The following is a 22,868-nucleotide window of genomic DNA, read 5'->3' as shown; positions in this document are numbered from 1 at the left end:
TGCCACACAAATGGAAGGAAAACAGAAGTAGAATCTGAAAAGAAAAGGATTATCTGATTTTTTGAAGAAAAACACGGCATCGCCGAGACGCTTACTGTTTTTATGTAGAAAACAATGAGAGATACCTTGCAAAAGAAGTATCTCTCATTACATATCACACTGATTATATGCCATTTATCTCATATAGAATGAGAGTATGAGACTAATATTTATTTTTTTATTTCTAGTATGCACTGCATTCAAGTTACAGATGCGATTTATTTATCCTGTTTTCTATATGCAGAAGGAATCTCGCCTTTAATAGACTTGAAGACTTTACTGAAATAACGCAAAGAAGAGAAGCCGACCACTTCGGAGATCTCAGTAATATTCATGGTGGTAGTAGTAAGCAACACGATTGACCGCTCAATACGCTGCTTGTTCACATAATCTACAATCCCCATACCGGTGATGGCTTTTACTTTGTTGAACAATAATGACCGGCTAATGCACATATTGGTGGCCAGAAATGCGACATCCAGTTCCGGATTACTCATGTTGTCTGCAATCAATGAATTTAATTTCAAAAGAAAAGTTTCATCCGCATTACTAAAGCTCACTTCTTTATGTGTCAGCAGCTTATCATCTTTGTATCTCGCCCGTATCTGTTCGCGCAATCTCAACTGATTATGAATCAATGCCAGCAAACCGTCTATCTCAAAAGGCTTCGGCAAGAAGGCATCTGCTCCGGTCTTATAGCCGGTATACATATTCTGAGAATTGTGATAAGCGGTCAGCAAAATAAAAGGGATATGACTGATATCCAAGTTAGTCTTCACTTCCCGGCAAAGCTCAAACCCATTCATACGGGGCATCATAACATCACTGATTATGATATCCGGCAATCGGTCCTTAATCTGTTCCAATCCTTCTTTACCATCCTTAGCGACATATACACGAACAAAGTAATGGCTCAGTGTTTCTTTCAGATAACTTCGCAGTTCGGGAGTATCTTCTACCACCATCACCGAATATTTCTTTAAGAAGGTATAATCAACCTGATCGGGTTCGTTCACTTCAACGCCTGCAGACGTTTCTGTAGAAACCGGTTCGAGTTGTCCACAGGCATCTGTGAATAATGGCAACTCAAAATAGAACACCGCTCCTTTTCCATCGGCATTCGAAGCACCTACTTTTCCCTTATGATGAGTAATAAGACTCTTTGCATAGGATAATCCGATACCACTTCCTCCTTTCTCATGTACCCCTTGATAGAAACTGGAGAAAAGAGAATCCGTATCCACCATATTCAGTCCCATCCCCTGATCCTTGACAGAGATCCGAACCCTGTCTTTTTCCGGCGACAAAGTGGTAATCAATGTAGTGGTCGTACCCGACTCACTAAACTTCAGCGCATTCATCAAGAAGTTGGACAGAACAAATTCACACTTGTTCTTATCGAAAGGAACGTCTTTTATCTCTTCGTCCAGCTCGTATTGCAGTTTAATGCCTTTCACGTGATATTCACCGACGAATTTATCTCCGACCGAACGTACCCACTCATTCAAAGGATGTGGCAGAATATGCAGCATATCTTTTCCTTCCTCCAACTTTCTCACATCCAGCACCATATCAATGATACTCTTCATCTGATAGGCCTGCTTATAAATCGGAACCAACAGCTTTTCCACATCTTTCTTGTCCGACTCCTGATTTATGATACGCTTCAATGGCGCACAAATCAGCGTAAGAGGAGTACGAAGCTCATGACTGATATTCGTCAGGAAATTAATCTTCTCCTCATACATCTTATTTTTCAGACGCATAATTTCCCGTTTCTGTTTGGCCTTCTTTTTACGGTAGAAGTAGTAGACAATGCTATATGCCACCAGCCCCAGCAATATATATAGCAGCATATAAAACCAGCCTGTCTTCCACCAAGGCGGGGTAACAATGACATGGAGAATCTGCTGTTTCGTGCTCCATCCCCCATTGCGGGCATAATAAGAAGCGGTTATCGTATACTCGCCTATCGGCAAATAGTTAATGACCAGAGAATTCGAGTTGGAACTCGCCAGCTCCTGATGAAGGCCTTCAATATTGAAGCGAAAGAAATTCTTGCGGAATACATCACCTTCATTCAGCAAAACTTTCAGTTGCAGGGAAGAGAAGTTCCAAGGAATCTGGATAGTCCTGGTCGTTGCATGTTGCTGCTCTTCGGATAATGAGACAGGAAGACCATTTAATAATACATCCAGCAATTCAACCGTATAATCCGAATCTGTATCAAAATGAACGGCAGAGTTTACAACCGTCATACCTGTGGTACCACCGACAAAAACATCTCCATTCTTGGCCAGAAGAGTAGCATGAAAAATATATTCATTGGGAAGGACACCGTCTACCTCATCCAGAGTGGCGAAGTTATGAGTATGGGAAGAATAAACAAATAAATGACGGCGCGTTCCGATCCAGATACGATACTGGTTATCAGCAACGACAGAGGCTACATCCTGAAACAGGCTTGTTTGTATCAGTTCACTCTTCCCGGTGCGTGGATCATAACGTAGCAGCCCTTCGGTAGAAGCCAGCCAGAAGACACCATCCTTATCCATAGAAGCATCATTAATAATATGCTGCCCCTGATAAATCGTCTTGAAAGTGCCTTCGGAAGAATCATACTCACATATATTTTTCAGATCGGAAAGATATGTTTTCGTTCCTACCGTAGCTATAATCAGCGGAGACTGCCGTTCATATTCTTTTCCCATAGTAGCCACTATATCGAACTTACGGGTAACGATATCATATATAAAAATATGCTGGGCACTAAAAAGAATCTTATTCTTCGTAATCCGCTGTATATTGACAGAAAATCCATTGATACAAGTCTGATCATTCATTTCCTTATCAATCAAGACAAAGGGGCGTATCTGTCCCGTCTGCTTATGAAAGATGAAAAGCCCTTTATTAAAAGAAAAAAACAGGAGCTCATCAGGAGTATACTCTACGATAGAAACAACTTTCTCATATTTGGTGGCAGGATAATGTTGGAAAGTTCCCGATGCCGGATCAAAACGATTGATACCGCCGCCATCAGTTCCCACCCAGATCATTCCGTCGTCATCCTGGAAAAAACTATTTATCGTCTGATTACTTAATCCATACAAATTGCCAAAAGGGACATTCTGATAAGAACAGGCATATACCCCCTTTATACCCACCAATCCTCTCCGGATACTGCCTGCCCACATATTATTGGCAGGGTCCAGATAGAGACGGTAGATCGTATTGGCTGGAAATGAATGGACATCATCCTGCTTTTGCTGAATATTGGTAAATGAAAAATCATCTAAAGAAATAATATTGATCCCGCCACCGTCGGTTGCCACCCAGAGTTTGTTTTCTCTTTCAGTGATGTCATGAATGACATCATATGTCAAAGGAGAATTGGATGCCGTAAAGTGCTTGATCTGCTTATCGTCTTGATAGCAATACAATCCGCTGCCATAAACGCTTACCCAAAGACGGTGATAAGAGTCCAGATAAATGCAGGTATAGTTTTTTTCTGTAAACGACTCTATTTTCTTCAGCTCATAAGTCCTCATATTGAAAGAGTATATGCCATGCCAGCGCGAATTGAGCAGAATATTCTCATCATCAAAACGTATCATTTGCCAAAAAGGCGTATAGTAAGCCGGATCTTGTGCATAATACAGAGGTTCGAGCTTGTTAGTGGCATAAGCATATTTATAGATCGCTCCCGACCCACTTAACAAGACACCGCCTTCAACCAACAGATAGGAAGCAACGTAGATCGGTTTGCCACCATTCGATAAGGTTCTAAAATTATCATTTTCTCTATCGTAAAGACAAATTCCTCCCATTGTAGCTACCCAGAGATTACACAAAGAGTCCTCAGCAATAAAAGTTATATTATTAGAAGGCAACGTCTTTTCGTCTCCCGGCTGATGCAGGTATTGTTTCAGATGGTCACGGTCATAACAATTCAAACCAGCCTCCGTACCAATCCAAAGATAACCTCTGTGGTCATTCAGAACACTCTGTACTTTCGACTGTGAAAGCCCCTCCCTTATTCCGAGTTGTTTATAATAGTAATAAGGAGACTGGCTCCAGATAGGCTGTGCAATTCCTATAAAGAAAGACAATAGATATATTTTAAATAGAATCTTATTCATACATAGCGCATAATACTGTATCGAGGTGTAAATATAGGAAATTCTATTTAAATAAAACTGTTTTATATTAAAATCTCCTGCTTTATGGAATATTTCCTCAATAATTCTTGCACATACAAAAGAAACACGAATTCAAGTAAAATCTTTTTTTTCCAAAAAAATATTAGATTCTCCTTATATTATAAGGTAGGGAGAATCTTTTTTTCTACTTTTGCCCCGAAATATCATGGTACAAGCCATCATAAAAGAAAGAATTATGCAAAAAAACCTTGTCATTGTCGAGTCTCCGGCAAAAGCAAAAACGATTGAAAAATTTCTCGGGAAAGATTTCAAAGTCCTTTCTAGTTACGGACATATACGCGATCTGAAGAAGAAAGAATTCAGCATCGACGTAGATAAGAATTTTAAACCCGCTTATGAAATTCCGGCAGACAAAAAGGCTTTGGTCAACACGCTGAAAGCAGAAGCGAAAGAGGCAGAAACCGTATGGCTCGCATCCGATGAGGACCGCGAGGGAGAAGCGATCGCCTGGCATCTGTATGAAGTATTAAAACTAAAACCGGAAAACACAAAACGAATCGTCTTTCACGAAATTACTAAAGGCGCTATTTTAAAAGCAATCGAACAACCACGCGATATCGACCTCAACCTCGTAAATGCGCAACAGGCACGACGGATTCTGGATAGAATTGTAGGTTTTGAGTTATCTCCCGTACTCTGGAGAAAAGTAAAGCCTTCTCTGTCGGCTGGTCGTGTACAGTCAGTAGCTGTCCGTCTGATTGTAGAACGTGAACGAGAGATTCATGCCTTCAAATCAGAAGCTGCTTACCGGGTGATAGCTGTATTTCTTGTCCCCGATACAGACGGCAAACTGGTAGAAATGAAAGCTGAACTATCCCGCCGTATCAAAACAAAAGAAGAAGCAAAAGCATTCCTGAACGCATGTCAGGGAGCGACTTTCACGATTGAAGATATAACTACCCGTCCGGTCAAGAAGACACCGCCGGCTCCGTTTACTACTTCCACCCTGCAACAGGAAGCAGCCCGCAAACTGGGATATACTGTAGCACAAACAATGATGATCGCACAGCGTTTGTACGAATCCGGATTCATCACTTATATGCGTACAGACTCCGTCAACCTGTCGGAATATGCAACAGCAAGTAGTAAGGATGCCATCATCCATATGATGGGTGAGCGTTATGTACATCCCCGTCACTTTGAAACAAAGACTAAGGGAGCACAGGAAGCGCACGAGGCAATTCGCCCGACTTACATGGAAAATCAATCCATCGATGGTACGGCACAGGAAAAGAAATTGTATGACCTGATCTGGAAACGCACCATTGCCTCGCAAATGGCAGATGCGGAACTGGAAAAGACTACTGCTACCATATCTATAAGTAAAAGCGGCGAAGTATTCACTGCTGTCGGTGAAGTTATCAAGTTTGATGGTTTCCTGCGTGTATATCGTGAATCTTATGACGACGAGAGTGAACAAGAGGATGAAAGCCGGCTGTTACCTCCTTTAAAGAAAGGGCAGAAACTGGAATATGGTCCGATTGTTGCCACCGAACGTTTCACCCAACGTCCACCGCGTTATACGGAAGCAAGCCTTGTGCGCAAACTGGAAGAATTGGGTATCGGTCGTCCTTCAACCTATGCGCCTACCATTTCTACTATTCAGCAACGTGAATATGTAGAGAAGGGCAACAAGGATGGCGAAGAACGTACATTCAATGTGCTGACGCTGAAAGACAGCCAGATCAAAGATGAAGATCATAGCGAAATTACAGGTGCGGAGAAGTCCAAACTCTTTCCTACAGATACCGGAACAGTAGTAAACGATTTCCTCACCGAATACTTCCCGGACATTCTGGATTATAACTTTACCGCCAGTGTAGAAAAGGAATTTGACGAGATTGCAGAAGGAGAAGTACAATGGACTTCTATCATGAAGACTTTCTATGATCAGTTCCACCCGTCAGTAGAAAAGACATTATCTATAAAGACAGAACATAAAGTTGGCGAACGTATTTTAGGAGAAGAACCCGGCACAGGAAAGACTGTTTCTGTAAAAATCGGTCGTTTCGGCCCTGTAGTACAAATCGGTACGGTAGATGATGAAGAAAAGCCACGTTTCGCACAAATGAAGAAAGGCCAGTCCATGGAAACAATTACATTGGAGGAAGCATTGGAACTGTTCAAGTTACCACGTACTATTGGTGAATATGAAGGAAAGACTGTCAGTGTAGGTATAGGTCGTTTTGGCCCTTATATCCAGCATAACAAAGTATATGTATCACTGCCGAAAACACTTGATCCGATGAAAGTTACTTTGGAAGAAGCAGAGCAACTGATTCTGGAAAAACGGGCAAAAGAAGCAGAACGGCACATCAAGAAGTTTGATGAAGAACCGGATATGGAGATTCTGAATGGCCGGTACGGACCTTACATTGCTTACAAAGGCAATAATTACAAGATTCCCAAAGATATTGTTCCGCAGGATTTGAGTCTGAAAAGCTGCCTGGAATTAGTCAGAATACAAGACGAAAAAGGTCCGAGCACTTCTTCCAAAGGCAAACGAACTGCCAAGAAGAAATAATATTTGCACCAAACCCTGATATCAAAAGTCCGGTAACCTATATCAACTGGTTACCGGACTTTCGTTGTATTTACAATGCAATATATTTCTTTCTAAACAATTTATTCTCAAACGCTTTGTTTTGATATATTAAATACATATATTTGCAGATCACAATCAAATTATCAGAACACAGTTATGCAAACAAACAAATTCAATTTTCTCCTTGTGGGGGTACTATGCGCACTCTCGTTAGTCGGTTGTATGGAAAAGGATTTATACGAAGCTCCAAAAGAAAAAACTGCAGATAACTATTTTGGCTTTACAACATCTTCCAGTTGCACAGTTGATTTAAATTATGGTTTAAATTATCAGGTTGTTTTTGAATTATATTCCGAAAATCCGTTGTCTGAAGATACGGATGGAAACATAATCAAAACTAAAGAAGAGCCTGTCTATCGTGGGGCTACCGATAAGAAAGGGATTTTCAATGATTTCATATCCATTCCGTCTTATCTTACAGAACTTTACCTCTATTCAGATTATCTGGGAACAGTCAGTCCGATTCAGCTGCAGATTGTGAACGGTAAAGTATCTTTTGACCAGAAAGCTTTTATACAAAGTAAAAGAAATGCCAAAAGTACAAGCAGAGGAGTAACAGAAAACGGCTATAAATACCCGGAAGGCTTTAAAGTTCTAGGCGACTGGAGTGTAATAGGATGTCCTACTTATCTTTCTTCCACTCCCACAGAGATAGATGGCCAACTCTTATATAATATCCGCGAAGTTTTCATTAAGCCGGGTGGAAGCGCAGCGATGGAAGATCATTATCCTGAATATATAGCTGATAATGTAAATATAGAAATCAATATCAAGAAACCTACAGAAATCGGGCTGGTTATGCTTAACAGTACAGGCACCAAGCAAAATACTGTGGGCTATTTTACCTATCCTACCAATCAAAAGCCGACTGAGGCAGACCAAATTACACCGATTATTGCCTATCCACGCATATCGACCGCCGTGTGCAATTCCAGCAGTACAGCAGGGAGCATGTATACCGGTGACAGAGTTGAGCTGAAATATTGGGATGGTACAAAGTTCGTGGACGAATTCCCTGCGGGAGTAAGTATAGCATGGTTTCTTATAGAATCTTCCTTTAATCAAAAGACCTCGGAGGTCCTCAACAACAAACGCACTTTCTATTCTATCCGCAACTTGAACAAGAGCAAAGAACACCGCACCATTGCTCTAAAGAACAAATCCGGGGAAGTTGTAGCGTTCGGAATGGAAGATGCAACTAACTTCGAACCAACAGATAATACCAGAAAAGGGAACTTTGGAGATGCTGTATTTTATCTTGATTTCTCAGATGGATCATCCATCGAAACTGGCGGGGTAGAAGAACTCCCCGATGCACCTATCGAGAACATACATACTTCCTATAAAGGTGTATTATCATTTGAAGATTTCTGGCCATCCAAAGGGGATTATGACATGAATGATATGATTGTCGAATACAAACGTGATATTCACAAAAGTATTCTAACCAATAAAGTTGAAAAGATTATAGACACATTTATACCTAAACATGATGGTGCAAACTGGCAGAATGGGTTTGGTTATCAGCTCACAGGTATATCAAATAGTGATATAAAAAAAATAACCATAGAATCCGGCGGAATAGTTTCACAGTTTATGGAAGGAAAGGATAGGGAACCAGGGCAGGACTATCCCACTATTATTCTTTTCGATAATCAAAAGACAGCTATCAACAAAACGTTTACCGTAACAATAGACGTCACTCAGGAAAAATTTACAGAAACCGCATTTATTCCTTTCTTTAACAACGATTATTGGGAAAAGACGTACAGCAAATTTAATATGAACCCTTTTATCATCATCTCTTCCGGCACAGGACGTGACAAAGAGGCACATATTGTAAAATTCCCTCCAACCAGTAAAATGAACTTCTCTTATTTCGGCACAGGCAGTGATGTATCCAAACCAGATGAAGGACTGTACTACGTAAATAGCGAGAATATGCCGACCGGGCTACAAATTAGCGGTGTCAGGGTAGGAACTAAGCGAAGCGCCGACTTTCTTGTACCAATAGAAAAGACAAGTATATTGGAAGCGTATCCTAAATTTGGAGCTTGGGCATCCAGCTTCGGTGCTTCGAATGGATATTGGTGGAAAGACCCTGATAATTCGAAAGTAATTACTCAATAATAAACTTTCAATAATCTTATCCAAGCAAAACAATGTAAAAGCATGTGACCCAAAAGACATAAATCAGGTCGAACAACAACTCAGAATAAGATACGGTAGCTGTTTCCGTTTCTCTCTTTCTGAACAAGGGATGAGGTGAATAAAACATACGGGATTCCTTTAATATACCTATTAAAGAAACCCCGTAAAAGAGTATTTTGTTCAGAGCAGGTATTACATTCTGGAAGGAACCTCAATACCCAGCAAGCTCATTCCCAAACGAACTACTTTGGCCACATTGGCAGACAAAGCAATACGGAATATTTTTACCGCCTCATTCTCTTCACGCAGAATACTATAGTCGTGGTAGAACTGGTTATATTCTTTCACCAGATCATACGTATAATTTGCGATAATAGACGGACTGTAGTCTTCTCCGGCCTGTTTTACAACTGCTGCAAAATCAGCCACCATCTGGATCAGTCCTTCCTCTTTCTCGCTCAGTTCGATACCGACAGGAATCTGTTCCGGTATCACAATACCGGACTCAGCAGCTTTACGAAGCACAGACTGAATACGGGCATACGTATATTGAATGAACGGTCCTGTATTACCATTGAAGTCAATAGACTCTTTCGGATTGAAAGTCATATTCTTGCGGGCGTCTACTTTAAGAATAAAGTATTTCAAAGCACCCAGACCAACAATACGGGCAATATCATCTGCCTCTTCCTGTGTCAGACCATCCAGTTTTCCCAATTCCTGCGAAGTTTCTTTGGCTGTTGACACCATCTCTTCCATCAGGTCGTCAGCATCAACCACTGTACCTTCACGAGATTTCATCTTACCTTCCGGCAGTTCCACCATACCATAAGAGAAATGTACAAGACCTTTTCCCCATTCAAAACCCAGTTTATCTAACAGGATAGAAAGTACTTGGAAATGATAATTCTGTTCGTTACCCACAACATAAATCATCTTATCAATCGGATAATCAGCAAAACGAAGTTTCGCTGTACCGATGTCCTGAGTCATATAAACAGATGTGCCGTCGCCGCGAAGAAGCAGTTTATGATCGAGCCCTTCAGCAGTCAGGTCAGCCCAAACAGACCCGTCCTCTTTTTTAAAGAAAAAGCCTTTTTCCAGTCCCTCCATCACTTTCTCTTTTCCTTCAAGATAAGTGTTGGATTCATAATATATCTTATCGAAGCTGACACCCATCTTTTGGTAAGTCTCATCAAATCCGGCATACACCCAGCTGTTCATCATTTCCCATAAAGAACGTACTTCCGGATCGCCGGCTTCCCATTTCACCAACATTTCACGGGCTTCCTGCATCAACGGAGAAGCAGCTTCTGCTTCTTCTTTTGTCATGCCTTTTTCCATCAGTTCGGCAAGTTCCGCTTTATAATGCTTGTCAAAAGACACATAATAGTCGCCAACCAGATGGTCACCTTTCTTGCCTGTACTTTCAGGAGTTTCTCCATTTCCATATTTCTTCCATGCCAGCATGGATTTACAGATATGAATGCCACGGTCATTTACTATATTCGTCTTTACCACTCTGTTTCCGTTTGCAGCAACGATGTTAGCCAGCGCATTTCCTAAAAGATTGTTACGCACATGCCCTAAATGAAGCGGCTTGTTGGTATTCGGTGAAGAGTACTCAATCATAACTAACGGAGAAGCCTCGGTAGCTTTTACCAAACCGTACTGTTCATCTGATTGAATCTCATTCAGCAACTCAATCCAGGTAGCCGACGCAATAGTCAGATTCAAAAAGCCTTTTATTACATTGAAAGCAGCTACAGCAGATTCATTTGCCTTCAGATATTCACCAATTTCCTGAGCTGTCTGTTCCGGTCCTTTTCTTGACATTTTCAGAAAAGGGAACACTACCAGCGTCAAATGTCCTTCAAATTCCTTCTTGGTTTTTTGCAACTGCACCATCTTCTCAGGGACTTCCTGACCGTAAAGTGCTTTTAGTCCGTTGATGACGGACGCTACAAGTTTATCTTCTATCTTCATAATCAAGTTGTTTCTTGCGCGCAAAGATACAAAAAAAGGAGACGTATCGCGCCTCCCTCTTCTAATTTCTTTCAACTATATGTTTATTCAACAGCTGCAGACAATTCAGCACCAGCTTTAAACTTAGCTACTTTCTTTGCAGGAATAGTAATAGCCGCCTTTGTAGAAGGATTAATACCAGTTCTTGCCGCTCTTTCACTTACAGAGAACGTTCCAAAACCAACCAAAGCTACCTTATCACCAGCTTTCATAGCGTTAGTAACTGAAAAAATGAAAGCATCAAGAGCTTTCTTCGCATCGGCTTTACTCATTTGAGCTTCAGCAGCCATTGCACTAATAAGTTCAGACTTATTCATGATACGTAAAATGATTAATTAATATATATGTTACACAAAAGATTTCCCATTACGACTTTACAAATATAGATGAACAAAACAATATATCAAATAAAAACATAAAAAAAACGCAGCAAATTATTGAAAAAGAGCTAATAGGGAAGCTTTTCCATGCTTTAAAACAGAATTTATTCGTACTTTTGCGTTCATTACTTAAATATTCAGAATATAAAATTATGCCAACTGTAACTAAAAACCTGATAATTATCAATGTACTAGTCTTTTTCGGGACACTTGTCGCTCAACGATACGGTATCGATCTGACTAATTATCTGGGATTACATTTTTTCCTCGCCAGTGACTTCAATCCGGCACAGCTTATCACTTATATGTTCATGCATGGCGGGTTCAGCCACATTTTTTTCAATATGTTTGCTGTTTTCATGTTTGGAACTGTTCTTGAACGGACCTGGGGACCGAAACGTTTCCTTTTTTATTATATCGTCTGTGGTATCGGCGCAGGACTTATCCAAGAAGGAGTGCAATACATTAAATATGTAGTGGACTACAGCCACTATTCACAGGTGGATATAGGAACAGGCATCATTCCCATGGGAGATTTTCTAAATATGCTGACTACCGTGGGCGCTTCGGGAGCTGTATATGCCATTTTGCTCGCATTCGGTATGTTGTTCCCCAACAACCAGCTATTCATCTTTCCGCTGCCTTTCCCTATCAAAGCCAAATACTTCGTTATCGGTTATGCTTTGATCGAACTGTATGCCGGCTTTGCTAATAATCCCGGAGATAATGTAGCCCACTTTGCCCACTTGGGAGGTATGATATTCGGATTTATCCTGATTATGTATTGGAGAAAAAAAAGTAGAAATAATGGGACATATTATAGCTGATTTAAAAGAAACATTCAGAAGAGGAAACACTTTCATCCGACTGATTTATATTAACGTAGGAATCTTCGTTATCGGTACGTTAATTAGTGTAGTATTGCAGTTGTTCAACCTTAGTGCAGCGGGGATATTCGATTTATTCGCCCTTCCGGCTTCCCTTCACCGGTTTATCATCCAGCCATGGTCATTACTTACCTACATGTTTATGCATGCAGGTTTCCTGCATATCTTGTTCAACATGCTCTGGCTATACTGGTTCGGAAGTTTGTTTCTCTATTTCTTCTCGGGAAAACACTTGCGGGGGGTATATGTATTAGGAGGTATCTGTGGAGGGTTGTTCTACATGGCAGCTTATAACATATTCCCTTATTTTAGCGAGGTATTACCGCACGCTACATTGGTTGGTGCTTCTGCCTCCGTGCTGGCCATCGTAGCAGCTACCGCTTACAGAGAACCGAACTATCGGGTACAGCTTTTCCTTTTTGGCGCCGTTCGTTTAAAGTATCTGGCACTGATCGTTATCGGAACAGACTTACTCTTTATTACTTCCAATAATGCAGGAGGACATATCGCACACTTAGGCGGTGCACTTGCCGGACTCTGGTTTGCAGCCAGCCTGAGCAAAGGAAAAGATCTGACTTCCGGCATTAACTGGTTCATCGACGGCTTCGCTTCCCTGTTTCAGAAAAAGGCATGGAAACGCAAACCCAAAATGAAAGTACACTATGGAAGCGATACAAGTCGCGAGAAAGATTATGATTATAATGCCCGTAAGAAAGCACAATCGGATGAGGTAGACCGTATTTTGGAGAAGCTGAAAAAATCCGGTTATGAAAGCCTGACGACGGAAGAGAAGAAGAGCTTGTTCGACGCAAGCAAAAGATAAAAGAATGGAACACATTGGCAAATTTGTCCTTTATTTGATATTAGCAATCAACGCCCTCTTTGTAGGGATGTTGATTTTGAGTGCCTATAGCCCATATCTCCAACCCAAAATACATCCGATAGCTTCCTGTCTGGGGCTTGCTTTCCCTATATTTCTGGCTATCAACCTATGCTTTGTTATCTTTTGGACCATCATCAGCTATCGCTATGCCTTACTGCCGATCATCGGGTTTCTGGTATGTATCCCACAAATACGGACCTATATCCCCATTAATTTTACGGTAGAAACGATACCGGACGGCAGCATCAAGTTCTTGTCCTACAACGTTATGGGGTTTAACAATTTAGAAAAGAAGGACGAAAAAAATCCAATATTATCCTACCTTGCCGACAGCAAAGCTGATATCATCTGCCTTCAAGAGTACAATTCAACTGGAAACAAGAAATATCTGACAGCAGAAGACATTAGGAAAGCATTAAAGGCATATCCTTACCGCTCTATCCACAATCCGGAAAAAGGAGGCAGCCAGTTAGCTTGCTTCTCTAAGTTTCCCATACTTTCGGCACGTCCCATCCAATATGAAAGTACTTACAATGGATCAATGCAGTACACTCTGAAAGTAAATGAAGACACCATTACCCTCATAAACAACCATCTAGAATCCAACAAACTGACGAAAGAAGACAAGGTAATCTATGAGGATATGATAAAAGACCCGGACGCAAAGAAAGTAAAAACGGGGCTCCGACAATTAATAAAGAAACTGGCGGAAGCATCAGCCATCCGTTCTTCACAGGCGGATTCCGTAGCCAGCATCATTGCAAACAGCCAATATCCCACTATTATTGCCTGTGGCGACTTCAACGACGCTTCCATTTCGTACACCCATCGCATCCTTACACAACAACTGGATGACGCTTTCACACAATCCGGCAGGGGACTGGGTATCTCCTATAATCTGAATAAATTCTATTTCCGGATAGACAATATTCTGATCAGTCCCAATCTGAAAGCCTATAACTGTACCGTAGACCGTTCGATTAAAGATTCGGACCATTACCCGATCTGGTGCTATATAGGCAAGCAATAAAACAGAAAAAACTTTAATAAATACCATGATGATTAGAAAAACTTTAACCATTTTAGCAGCAAGTTGTATGATGTACTCCTGTGGAACAAAAACAGAAAGCAATCCTTTCTTCACTGAATTTCAAACAGAGTATGGTGTTCCTTCCTTCGATAAAATCAAACTGGAACATTACGAACCCGCCTTTTTGAAAGGTATTGAAGAACAGAACCAGAATATCCAGGCAATTATCGAAAGCCCGGAAGTACCTACCTTCGACAACACGATTGTAGCTTTGGACAACAGCGCACCCATTCTGGACCGTGTAAGTGCCATTTTCTTCAATATGACGGATGCGGAAACAACCGATGAACTGACCGAGCTCTCTATCAAAATGGCACCAGTCCTTTCCGAGCACGAAGATAACATCTCTCTGAATCAAGAACTTTTCAAACGTGTAAACGCTGTATACCAACAGAAAGATTCAATGAATCTGACCACAGAACAGAAACGTCTGCTGGATAAAACCTACAAAAGTTTCGTCCGTTCGGGAGCTAATTTAGATACAGAGAAACAGGCGCGTCTCCGCGAAATCAACAAAGAACTTTCTACCTTGGGTATTACATTCAGCAATAATGTTCTGAATGAAAACAATGCCTTCCAACTTTTCGTAGACAAAAAAGAAGATTTATCCGGATTGCCCGAATGGTTCTGCCAAAGTGCAGCCGAAGAGGCTAAAGCTGCCGGACAATCCGGAAAGTGGCTGTTCACCCTTCACAATGCCAGCCGCCTGCCGTTCCTGCAATACTCAGAGAATCGCCCGCTCCGCGAGAAAATGTATAAGGCATACATCAACCGTGGAAACAATAACGACAAGAATGACAATAAAGAAACCATCCGGAAGATTGTCTCCCTCCGTCTGGAAAAAGCTAACTTATTAGGTTTCAATAACTATGCCAACTTTGTACTGGACGAAACAATGGCAAAGAATGACAGCAATGTAATGAGTCTGCTGAATGACCTTTGGAGCTATGCCTTGCCGAAAGCGAAAGTCGAAGCCACAGAACTCCAACAGTTAATGGATAAAGAAGGCAAAGGCGAGAAATTGGAAGCATGGGACTGGTGGTATTACACCGAGAAACTTCGCAAAGAGAAATACAACCTCTCCGAAGAAGACACCAAGCCTTACTTCAAACTGGAAAATGTACGCGAAGGAGCTTTTGCAGTCGCCAACAAATTATATGGTATCACTCTGAGCAAACTGGAAGGTATCCCAACTTACCATCCGGATGTGGAAGTCTTCGAAGTGAAAGACGCCGACGGCTCCCAACTGGGTATTTTCTATGTTGACTATTTCCCCCGTTCCGGAAAAAGCGGCGGCGCATGGATGAGCAATTACCGCGAACAGCAGGGAACAACCCGTCCGTTGGTATGCAACGTATGCAGTTTCACCAAACCTGTCGGCGACACTCCTTCTTTGTTGACAATGGACGAAGTAGAGACCTTATTCCACGAGTTCGGTCATGCGCTGCATGGCTTGCTGACAAAGTGCGAATACAAAGGAACCTCCGGTACCAATGTTGTACGCGACTTTGTTGAACTTCCTTCTCAGATCAACGAACACTGGGCCACCGAACCGGAAGTACTGAAAATGTATGCGAAACATTATCAAACCGGTGAAGTAATCCCCGATGAAATCATCGAAAAGATTCTGAAACAGAAAACATTCAACCAAGGATTCATGACTACCGAGTTACTGGCTGCCGCCATTCTCGACATGAACCTTCATATGATAACAGATGTAAATAATCTGGATATGCTCGCTTTCGAAAAAGAAGCGATGGACAAGCTCGGACTGATCCCCGAAATAGCTCCCCGTTACCGTGTCACATACTTCAATCATATCATTGGCGGATACGCTGCCGGATACTACAGTTACCTTTGGGCGAATGTACTTGACAATGATGCCTTTGAAGCGTTCAAAGAACATGGAATCTTTGATAAAAATACAGCCGACCTGTTCCGCTACAACGTATTGGAGAAGGGAGACAGCGAAGATCCGATGATACTTTATAAGAATTTCCGCGGTGCAGAACCGAGTCTGGAGCCGCTACTGAAAAACAGAGGAATGAAATAAAACGGCAAAAAAGCCCTTAAACATCAAATATTTGAGGGCTTATTACATATGAATGTGAAAAAAAAACTATATTTGCAGCCTTGTATGCGGCAAAAAGAACTTGTATACGACAGAATTTAACTGAAAATTAAATTAAAAAAGTAATCATCATAAATTAAAAGTAAAATGCAAAACAAAGGATTTGTAAAGGTTTTTGCGGTACTACTCACGCTGGTATGCGTGTTCTACCTCTCCTTCTCCTTCGTAACTCGCCATTACACAAATAAGGCGAAAGAGATTGCGAACGGTGACCCGAAAGTAGAACAAGACTACCTTGACTCTCTCTCCAATGAGAAAGTAATGCTGTGGAACTGGACGCTGAAAGATTGTCGTGAAATGGAGATCAGTTTAGGTTTGGACCTAAAAGGTGGTATGAATGTTATCCTTGAAGTCTCTGTGCCTGATGTTATCAGAGCATTGGCTGACAACAAGCCAGATGAGAATTTCAACAAAGCGTTGAATGAAGCTGCAAAGCAAGCTGTCAACAGCCAGGACGACATCATTACCTTGTTCGTCAGAGAATACCAGAAGACTGCTCCGGGCGCAAAACTTTCTGAACTCTTCGCGACACAACAGTTGAAAGATAAAGTTAACCAGAAATCATCAGATGCTGAAGTAGAAAAAGTATTGAGAGCAGAAGTAAAGGCTGCCGTTGAAAACTCATACAACGTGCTTCGTACCCGTATCGACCGCTTTGGTGTTGTTCAGCCGAACATCCAAAGCCTCGAAGATAAGATGGGCCGTATCATGGTGGAACTTCCGGGTATCAAGGAGCCGGAACGTGTGAGAAAACTTCTTCAAGGTTCGGCTAACCTCGAATTCTGGGAAACATATACTGCAAAAGAGATTCTTCCGGCTATGCAATCGGCTGACTCAAAATTGCGTGCTATCCTGTCACAGGAAACGGCTGCTGACTCTACAGCTACTAACACAACAGCAGACACAATCCCTGCAGCCAAACTGACAGAAGCTACTCCGGCCAAAAAAGCCGTAAGCGTTGCCGACAGCCTCGCAGCTACTCTGAAAGGAGATGCCAAAGACGAAAAAGCTGGAGCAAACATGGAAGAAATCAAAAAGCAATATCCGTTGCTGGCTATTCTTCAGTTGAATTCAAGCGGTCAGGGTCCGGTTATCGGCTATGCTAACTATAAGGATACTGCTGATATCAACAGATATCTGAGCATGCCCGAAATCCAGTCAGAACTTCCGAAGGATCTTCGTCTGAAATGGGGCGTTTCTCCTTCTGAATTCGATAAAAAAGGACAGACATTCGAACTGTATGCCATCAAATCTACTGAACGTAACGGTAAAGCTCCGTTGGAAGGTGACGTAGTAACAGATGCAAAAGATGAATTCGACCAATACAGTAAACCGGCTGTCAGCATGACAATGAACTCTGACGGTGCACGCCGCTGGGCACAGTTGACCAAGCAGAACATCGGTCGTTCTATCGCTATCGTTCTTGATAATTATGTATATTCTGCTCCGAACGTAAACTCTGAAATCACAGGCGGACGCTCACAGATTACAGGTCACTTCACTCCGGAACAGGCAAAGGACTTAGCTAACGTATTGAAATCAGGTAAGATGCCGGCTCCGGCTCACATCGTACAGGAAGATATCGTAGGTCCGTCTCTGGGTCAGGAATCTATTAACGCAGGTATTTTCTCATTCGTTGTAGCTTTGATACTGTTGATGATCTATATGTGTTCCATGTATGGCTTCATCCCGGGTATGGTTGCCAACTGCGCATTGTTCCTGAACTTCTTCTTCACGCTGGGTATCCTTTCATCCTTCCAGGCGGCACTGACCATGTCCGGTATTGCCGGTATGGTGTTGTCACTCGGTATGGCGGTGGATGCGAACGTACTTATCTATGAACGTACAAAAGAAGAGCTTCGTGCCGGCAAGGGTGTGAAGAAAGCATTGGCTGACGGTTATTCAAATGCCTTCTCTGCTATCTTCGACTCCAACCTGACATCTATCATCACCGGTATCATCCTGTTCAACTTCGGTACAGGTCCTATCCGTGGTTTTGCCACTACATTGATTATCGGTATCCTTGTATCCTTCTTCACTGCTGTGTTCATGACTCGTCTGGTTTACGAACACTTCATGAATAAAGACAAGTGGCTGAACCTGACATTTACTTCCAAGATTTCCAGAAACTTGCTGGTAAATACCCGTTTCGACTTCATGGGAACCAATAAGAAGTCACTGATCATCGTAAGCGCTATTATCCTTGTTTGTATTGGTTCGTTTGCATTACGTGGTTTAAGTCAAAGTATTGACTTCACCGGTGGACGTAACTTCAAGGTACAATTCGAGAATCCGGTAGAACCGGAACAAGTTCGTGAACTGATCGCTGACAAGTTTGGTGAAGATGTAAATGTAAATGTGATCGCTATCGGTACAGACAAGAAAACAGTACGTATCAGTACCAACTACCGTATCGCAGACGAAGGTAACAATGTAGACTCTGAGATCGAATCATACTTATACGAAACACTGAAGCCGTTGCTGACACAGAACATCACACTGGCTACTTTCATCGACCGTGACAATCACACAGGTGGTAGTATCGTAAGTTCACAGAAAGTAGGTCCGAGTATCGCAGACGATATCAAGACAGGTGCCGTATGGTCAGTTGTTCTGGCTCTGATCGCTATCGGTCTGTATATCTTGATCCGTTTCCGCAACATCGCTTACAGTATTGGTTCTATCGTAGCTCTGACTTGTGATACGATCATGATTATCGGTGCTTACTCACTGTTGTGGGGATTCGTTCCGTTCTCATTGGAAATCGACCAGACATTTATCGGTGCTATCCTGACAGCTATCGGTTACTCTATTAATGATAAGGTGGTAATCTTCGACCGTGTACGTGAGTTCTTCGGCTTGTATCCGAAACGCGACAAACGTCAGTTGTTCAATGACTCTCTGAACACGACACTGGCTCGTACCATCAATACTTCATTGAGTACGTTGATCGTATTGCTGTGTATCTTCATCCTCGGTGGTGATTCAATTCGCAGCTTCGCATTCGCTATGATCCTCGGTGTTGTGATCGGTACTTTATCTTCATTGTTTATTGCATCTCCGATTGCATACAACATGATGAAGAGCAAAAAAGTAGTAACAACTACTACGGAAGATTAATACAATCCAGAAATAGAAAAAGCCTCTTCCGAATATTCGGAAGAGGCTTTTTCTATTGATTATTAAAACAAATAGAAGCTATAAGACGTTAATCTTAAAAGAGACCATTGTAAAACTTTAAACTTGTACAGTATGAAAGCAAACAACACAGCTCCCTACAGATCTTCTTAAGTAGCCCCGAGGGGAATCGAACCCCTATCTAAAGTTTAGGAAACTTCTATTCTATCCGTTGAACTACAAGGCCGCTTTTATTTTGGTTGCAAAGATAACGGTTTCTGTCGATTTAACAAGAATAAAAATGCAGGTTCCTTTCAGCAATTTCAAATATTTGGCGTCAATAGGACAATAAAGTACGATTTATTTTGATAATTCGATTAACTTTCCGACCTTTGCACTCACAAATTGAAAGTAAAATCAGTTTTTAAATTAAATATAGTAATTAAAGTTATGGCAGACGAAATGATGGTTAAAGAATTGGAGGAAGTAGTAGTACGTTTCTCCGGCGACTCCGGCGATGGTATGCAGCTGGCAGGCAACATCTTCTCGAACGTGTCGGCTACGGTAGGAAATGACATTTGTACATTCCCTGACTATCCGGCAGACATCCGTGCTCCGCAAGGTTCGCTGACCGGTGTTTCCGGTTTTCAGGTTCACATTGGTGCAGGACAGGTGTACACTCCAGGAGACCGTTGCCACGTATTAGTAGCGATGAACCCCTCCGCACTGAAAACACAAATCAAATTCTGTAAACCGCAAGGACTTATCATCACCGACTCCGACTCGTTCGAAGCCAGAGACCTGGAAAAAGCACAATTCAAGACCGACAATCCTTTCGAAGAATTAGGCGTTAAACAAGAAGTGTTGGAAGTGCCCATTTCTTCTATGTGCAAAGAAAGCCTGAAAGATTCCGGACTGGACAACAAGTCTATTCTCCGTTGCAAGAACATGTTTGCTCTCGGACTGGTTTGCTGGTTATTCAACCGCAGCCTGGCAGCAGCAGAAAAGATGCTGCGCGAGAAATTCGCAAAGAAACCCGAAATAGCAGAAGCAAATATAAAGGTATTGAATGATGGTTATAACTATGGTGCCAATACTCACGCTTCTACCTCTACTTATAAGATTGAAAGCAAAGCTCCGAAATCAAAAGGACTTTATACAGATATTAATGGCAACAAAGCAACATCTTACGGATTGATTGCTGCCGCTGAAAAAGCCGGTCTGGAACTCTATCTGGGTTCATACCCTATCACTCCGGCAACAGATATTCTGCACGAATTATCCAAACATAAATCACTGGGTGTAAAAACCGTACAGTGCGAAGACGAAATTGCCGGATGTGCTTCGGCAGTTGGCGCCGCTTTTGCCGGTGCTCTGGCAGTAACTACTACTTCCGGACCGGGTGTTTGTCTGAAAAGTGAGGCGATGAATCTTGCTGTAATCGGCGAACTTCCTTTGGTCATTGTCAACGTACAGCGTGGTGGTCCATCTACAGGTCTGCCTACCAAGTCGGAACAAACAGACTTGCTGCAAGCACTTTACGGACGTAACGGTGAAAGCCCGATGCCGGTCATCGCTGCTACTTCCCCCACTAATTGTTTTGACGCTGCTTATATGGCTGCCAAGATTGCTTTGGAGCATATGACTCCGGTTGTATTACTCACCGATGCTTTCGTAGCCAACGGTTCTGCTGCCTGGAAACTTCCTAATCTGGACGAATATCCTGCTATCAAACCTCCGTATGTAACTCCGGACATGGCTGGTAACTGGACTCCATATCAACGTAATGCAGAAACTGGTGCACGCTATTGGGCAATCCCGGGAACAGAAGGATTTATGCACCGTATCGGTGGTCTTGAAAAGAGCAACGAGAACGGCGCCATCTCTACCGAACCCGAAAATCATAACAAGATGGTTCACCTGCGTCAGGCCAAAGTAGACAAGATTGCAGACTATATTCCCGAACTTGAAGTGCTGGGCGATAAAGACGCAGACCTACTGATTGTTGGCTGGGGTGGCACCTACGGACATCTTCGTCTGGCTATGGACTTTATGCGCGATCATGGAAAGAAGGTAGCCTTTGCACACTTCCAATACATCAATCCGCTGCCTAAGAACACAGCAGACGTATTACGTAAATACAAGAAGATTGTAGTAGCTGAACAGAATCTGGGACAATTTGCCGGATATCTGCGCATGAAAATACCTGGACTGAACATCAGCCAGTTCAACCAAGTGAAAGGCCAGCCTTTCGTTACGAGAGAATTGATAGATGCATTTACTAAATTATTGGAGGAATAAGAGATGAGCGATAAAGTATATACCGTACAAGATTATAAATCAGGCCAACCTCGCTGGTGTCCGGGATGCGGTGACCACGCTTTCCTGAACTCACTGCACAAGGCAATGGCTGAACTGGGAGTAGCTCCGCATAACATCGCCGTAATTTCGGGTATCGGTTGTTCTTCCCGTCTGCCTTATTATGTGAACACATATGGCTTCCACACCATTCACGGACGTGCTGCTGCTGTTGCAACAGGTGCAAAGGTAGCTAATCCGGATTTGACGATCTGGCAGATCTCCGGTGACGGTGACGGTCTGGCTATTGGTGGTAACCACTTCATCCACGCTGTTCGCCGTAACATCGACCTGAACATGATCCTACTGAACAACCGCATCTACGGATTGACAAAAGGACAATACTCACCGACTTCGGAACGCGGATTCGTCAGCAAATCATCCCCTTACGGAACAGTAGAAGATCCGTTCCACCCGGCAGAACTTGCCTTCGGTGCCCGCGGACGTTTCTTTGCCCGCTGTATAGCAGTAGACGGCGCCGCTTCTGTAGAAGTATTGAAAGCAGCCGCCAATCACAAAGGCGCATCTGTAGTAGAAGTTCTGCAAAACTGCGTCATCTTTAACGACGGAACTCATGCTTCCGTTGCAACGAAAGAAGGACGTGCGAAGAACGCAATCTATCTGGAACACGGCAAACCGATGTTGTTTGGTGAAAACAAAGAGTTTGGTTTGATGCAGGAAGGTTTCGGACTGAAAGTAGTGAAACTTGGCGAAAATGGAATCACAGAAAAAGACATTCTCGTTCATGATGCTCACTGCCAAGACAATACGCTTCAGTTAAAACTGGCATTGATGGAGGGTCCCGATTTCCCGATTGCACTCGGTGTAATCCGCGAAGTAGAAGCTCCTACATACAATGATGCCGTAACAGAGCAGATCGAAGACATCAAAGGCAAGAAGAAATATCATAACTTCCAGGAACTGTTGATGACTAATGATACTTGGGAAGTGAAATAATTCGCTTTTCATCCGCAAACGAGAA

The 22,868-nt window shown here is 42.4% G+C and carries 12 protein-coding genes and 1 tRNA gene; 9 read left to right on the top strand and 4 right to left on the bottom strand.

Annotated elements, in window-relative coordinates; all coding sequences use genetic code 11:
* Window positions 1-257: 257 nt before the first annotated feature.
* Window positions 258-4,178 carry a hybrid sensor histidine kinase/response regulator transcription factor gene (locus tag BLW31_RS17765; protein ID WP_022302316.1) on the bottom strand — a complete coding sequence of 1,307 codons (3,921 nt, stop codon included), beginning with the start codon at window positions 4,176-4,178 and terminating at the stop codon, window positions 258-260.
* 256 nt (window positions 4,179-4,434) lie between these two features.
* Between BLW31_RS17765 and topA the strand changes: the two genes are divergently transcribed.
* Together topA and BLW31_RS17755 are read left to right on the top strand one after the other, a co-directional pair.
* The gene (gene topA / locus BLW31_RS17760) at window positions 4,435-6,783 is read left to right on the top strand and encodes a type I DNA topoisomerase (RefSeq protein ID WP_010535667.1); all 2,349 of its coding nucleotides are present in this window, start codon (window positions 4,435-4,437) and stop codon (window positions 6,781-6,783) included.
* 177 nt (window positions 6,784-6,960) lie between these two features.
* Complete coding sequence (locus BLW31_RS17755) at window positions 6,961-8,994, top strand: LruC domain-containing protein (RefSeq protein WP_022302318.1); 2,034 nt, start codon at window positions 6,961-6,963, stop codon at window positions 8,992-8,994.
* Window positions 8,995-9,207: 213 nt separating this feature from the next.
* Here BLW31_RS17755 and argS read toward each other — a convergent pair whose 3' ends face one another.
* Complete coding sequence (gene argS, locus BLW31_RS17750; protein ID WP_010535669.1) at window positions 9,208-11,001, bottom strand: arginine--tRNA ligase; 1,794 nt, start codon at window positions 10,999-11,001, stop codon at window positions 9,208-9,210.
* A gap of 83 nt (window positions 11,002-11,084) precedes the next feature.
* Complete coding sequence (locus tag BLW31_RS17745; RefSeq protein ID WP_010535670.1) at window positions 11,085-11,357, bottom strand: HU family DNA-binding protein; 273 nt, start codon at window positions 11,355-11,357, stop codon at window positions 11,085-11,087.
* A 215-nt stretch (window positions 11,358-11,572) separates the two neighbouring features.
* Here BLW31_RS17745 and BLW31_RS17740 point away from each other — a divergent pair, with 215 nt between their 5' ends.
* The 5 genes from BLW31_RS17740 (at window position 11,573) to secDF (ending at window position 19,531) form a co-directional block, all read left to right on the top strand.
* On the top strand, window positions 11,573-12,247 hold the full coding sequence (locus BLW31_RS17740; protein ID WP_010535671.1) for a rhomboid family intramembrane serine protease: 675 nt from the start codon (window positions 11,573-11,575) through the stop codon (window positions 12,245-12,247).
* Window positions 12,228-13,130 (top strand): rhomboid family protein, encoded by a 903-nt coding sequence (locus BLW31_RS17735; protein WP_010535672.1) that lies wholly within the window; start codon window positions 12,228-12,230, stop codon window positions 13,128-13,130. The genes BLW31_RS17740 and BLW31_RS17735 overlap by 20 nt, the downstream gene beginning before the upstream one ends.
* A 4-nt stretch (window positions 13,131-13,134) precedes the next feature.
* Window positions 13,135-14,220, top strand: a complete 1,086-nt coding sequence (locus BLW31_RS17730) for an endonuclease/exonuclease/phosphatase family protein (RefSeq protein ID WP_010535673.1) — start codon at window positions 13,135-13,137, stop codon at window positions 14,218-14,220.
* Between the two features lie 25 nt (window positions 14,221-14,245).
* Window positions 14,246-16,333, top strand: coding sequence for a M3 family metallopeptidase (locus tag BLW31_RS17725; RefSeq protein ID WP_010535674.1), 2,088 nt, complete (start codon window positions 14,246-14,248; stop codon window positions 16,331-16,333).
* Between the two features lie 165 nt (window positions 16,334-16,498).
* Window positions 16,499-19,531 carry a protein translocase subunit SecDF gene (gene secDF / locus BLW31_RS17720; protein ID WP_010535675.1) on the top strand — a complete coding sequence of 1,011 codons (3,033 nt, stop codon included), beginning with the start codon at window positions 16,499-16,501 and terminating at the stop codon, window positions 19,529-19,531.
* A 172-nt stretch (window positions 19,532-19,703) separates the two neighbouring features.
* Here secDF and BLW31_RS17715 read toward each other — a convergent pair.
* Window positions 19,704-19,775: transfer RNA gene (locus tag BLW31_RS17715), tRNA-Arg, on the bottom strand.
* Between the two features lie 203 nt (window positions 19,776-19,978).
* On the opposite strand from BLW31_RS17715, the gene BLW31_RS17710 reads away from it, so the two are divergent.
* Together BLW31_RS17710 and BLW31_RS17705 are read left to right on the top strand one after the other, a co-directional pair.
* On the top strand, window positions 19,979-21,829 hold the full coding sequence (locus BLW31_RS17710) for a 2-oxoacid:acceptor oxidoreductase subunit alpha (RefSeq protein ID WP_010535676.1): 1,851 nt from the start codon (window positions 19,979-19,981) through the stop codon (window positions 21,827-21,829).
* 3 nt (window positions 21,830-21,832) lie between these two features.
* Window positions 21,833-22,843, top strand: a complete 1,011-nt coding sequence (locus BLW31_RS17705) for a 2-oxoacid:ferredoxin oxidoreductase subunit beta (protein ID WP_010535677.1) — start codon at window positions 21,833-21,835, stop codon at window positions 22,841-22,843.
* The last annotated feature ends 25 nt before the right edge of the window (window positions 22,844-22,868 follow it).

Source organism: Bacteroides faecis MAJ27, from assembly GCF_900106755.1.
GTDB lineage: Bacteria > Bacteroidota > Bacteroidia > Bacteroidales > Bacteroidaceae > Bacteroides > Bacteroides faecis.
Note: the sequence above shows the minus strand (reverse complement) of the source record. Positions and strands in the feature narration are given on the sequence as shown.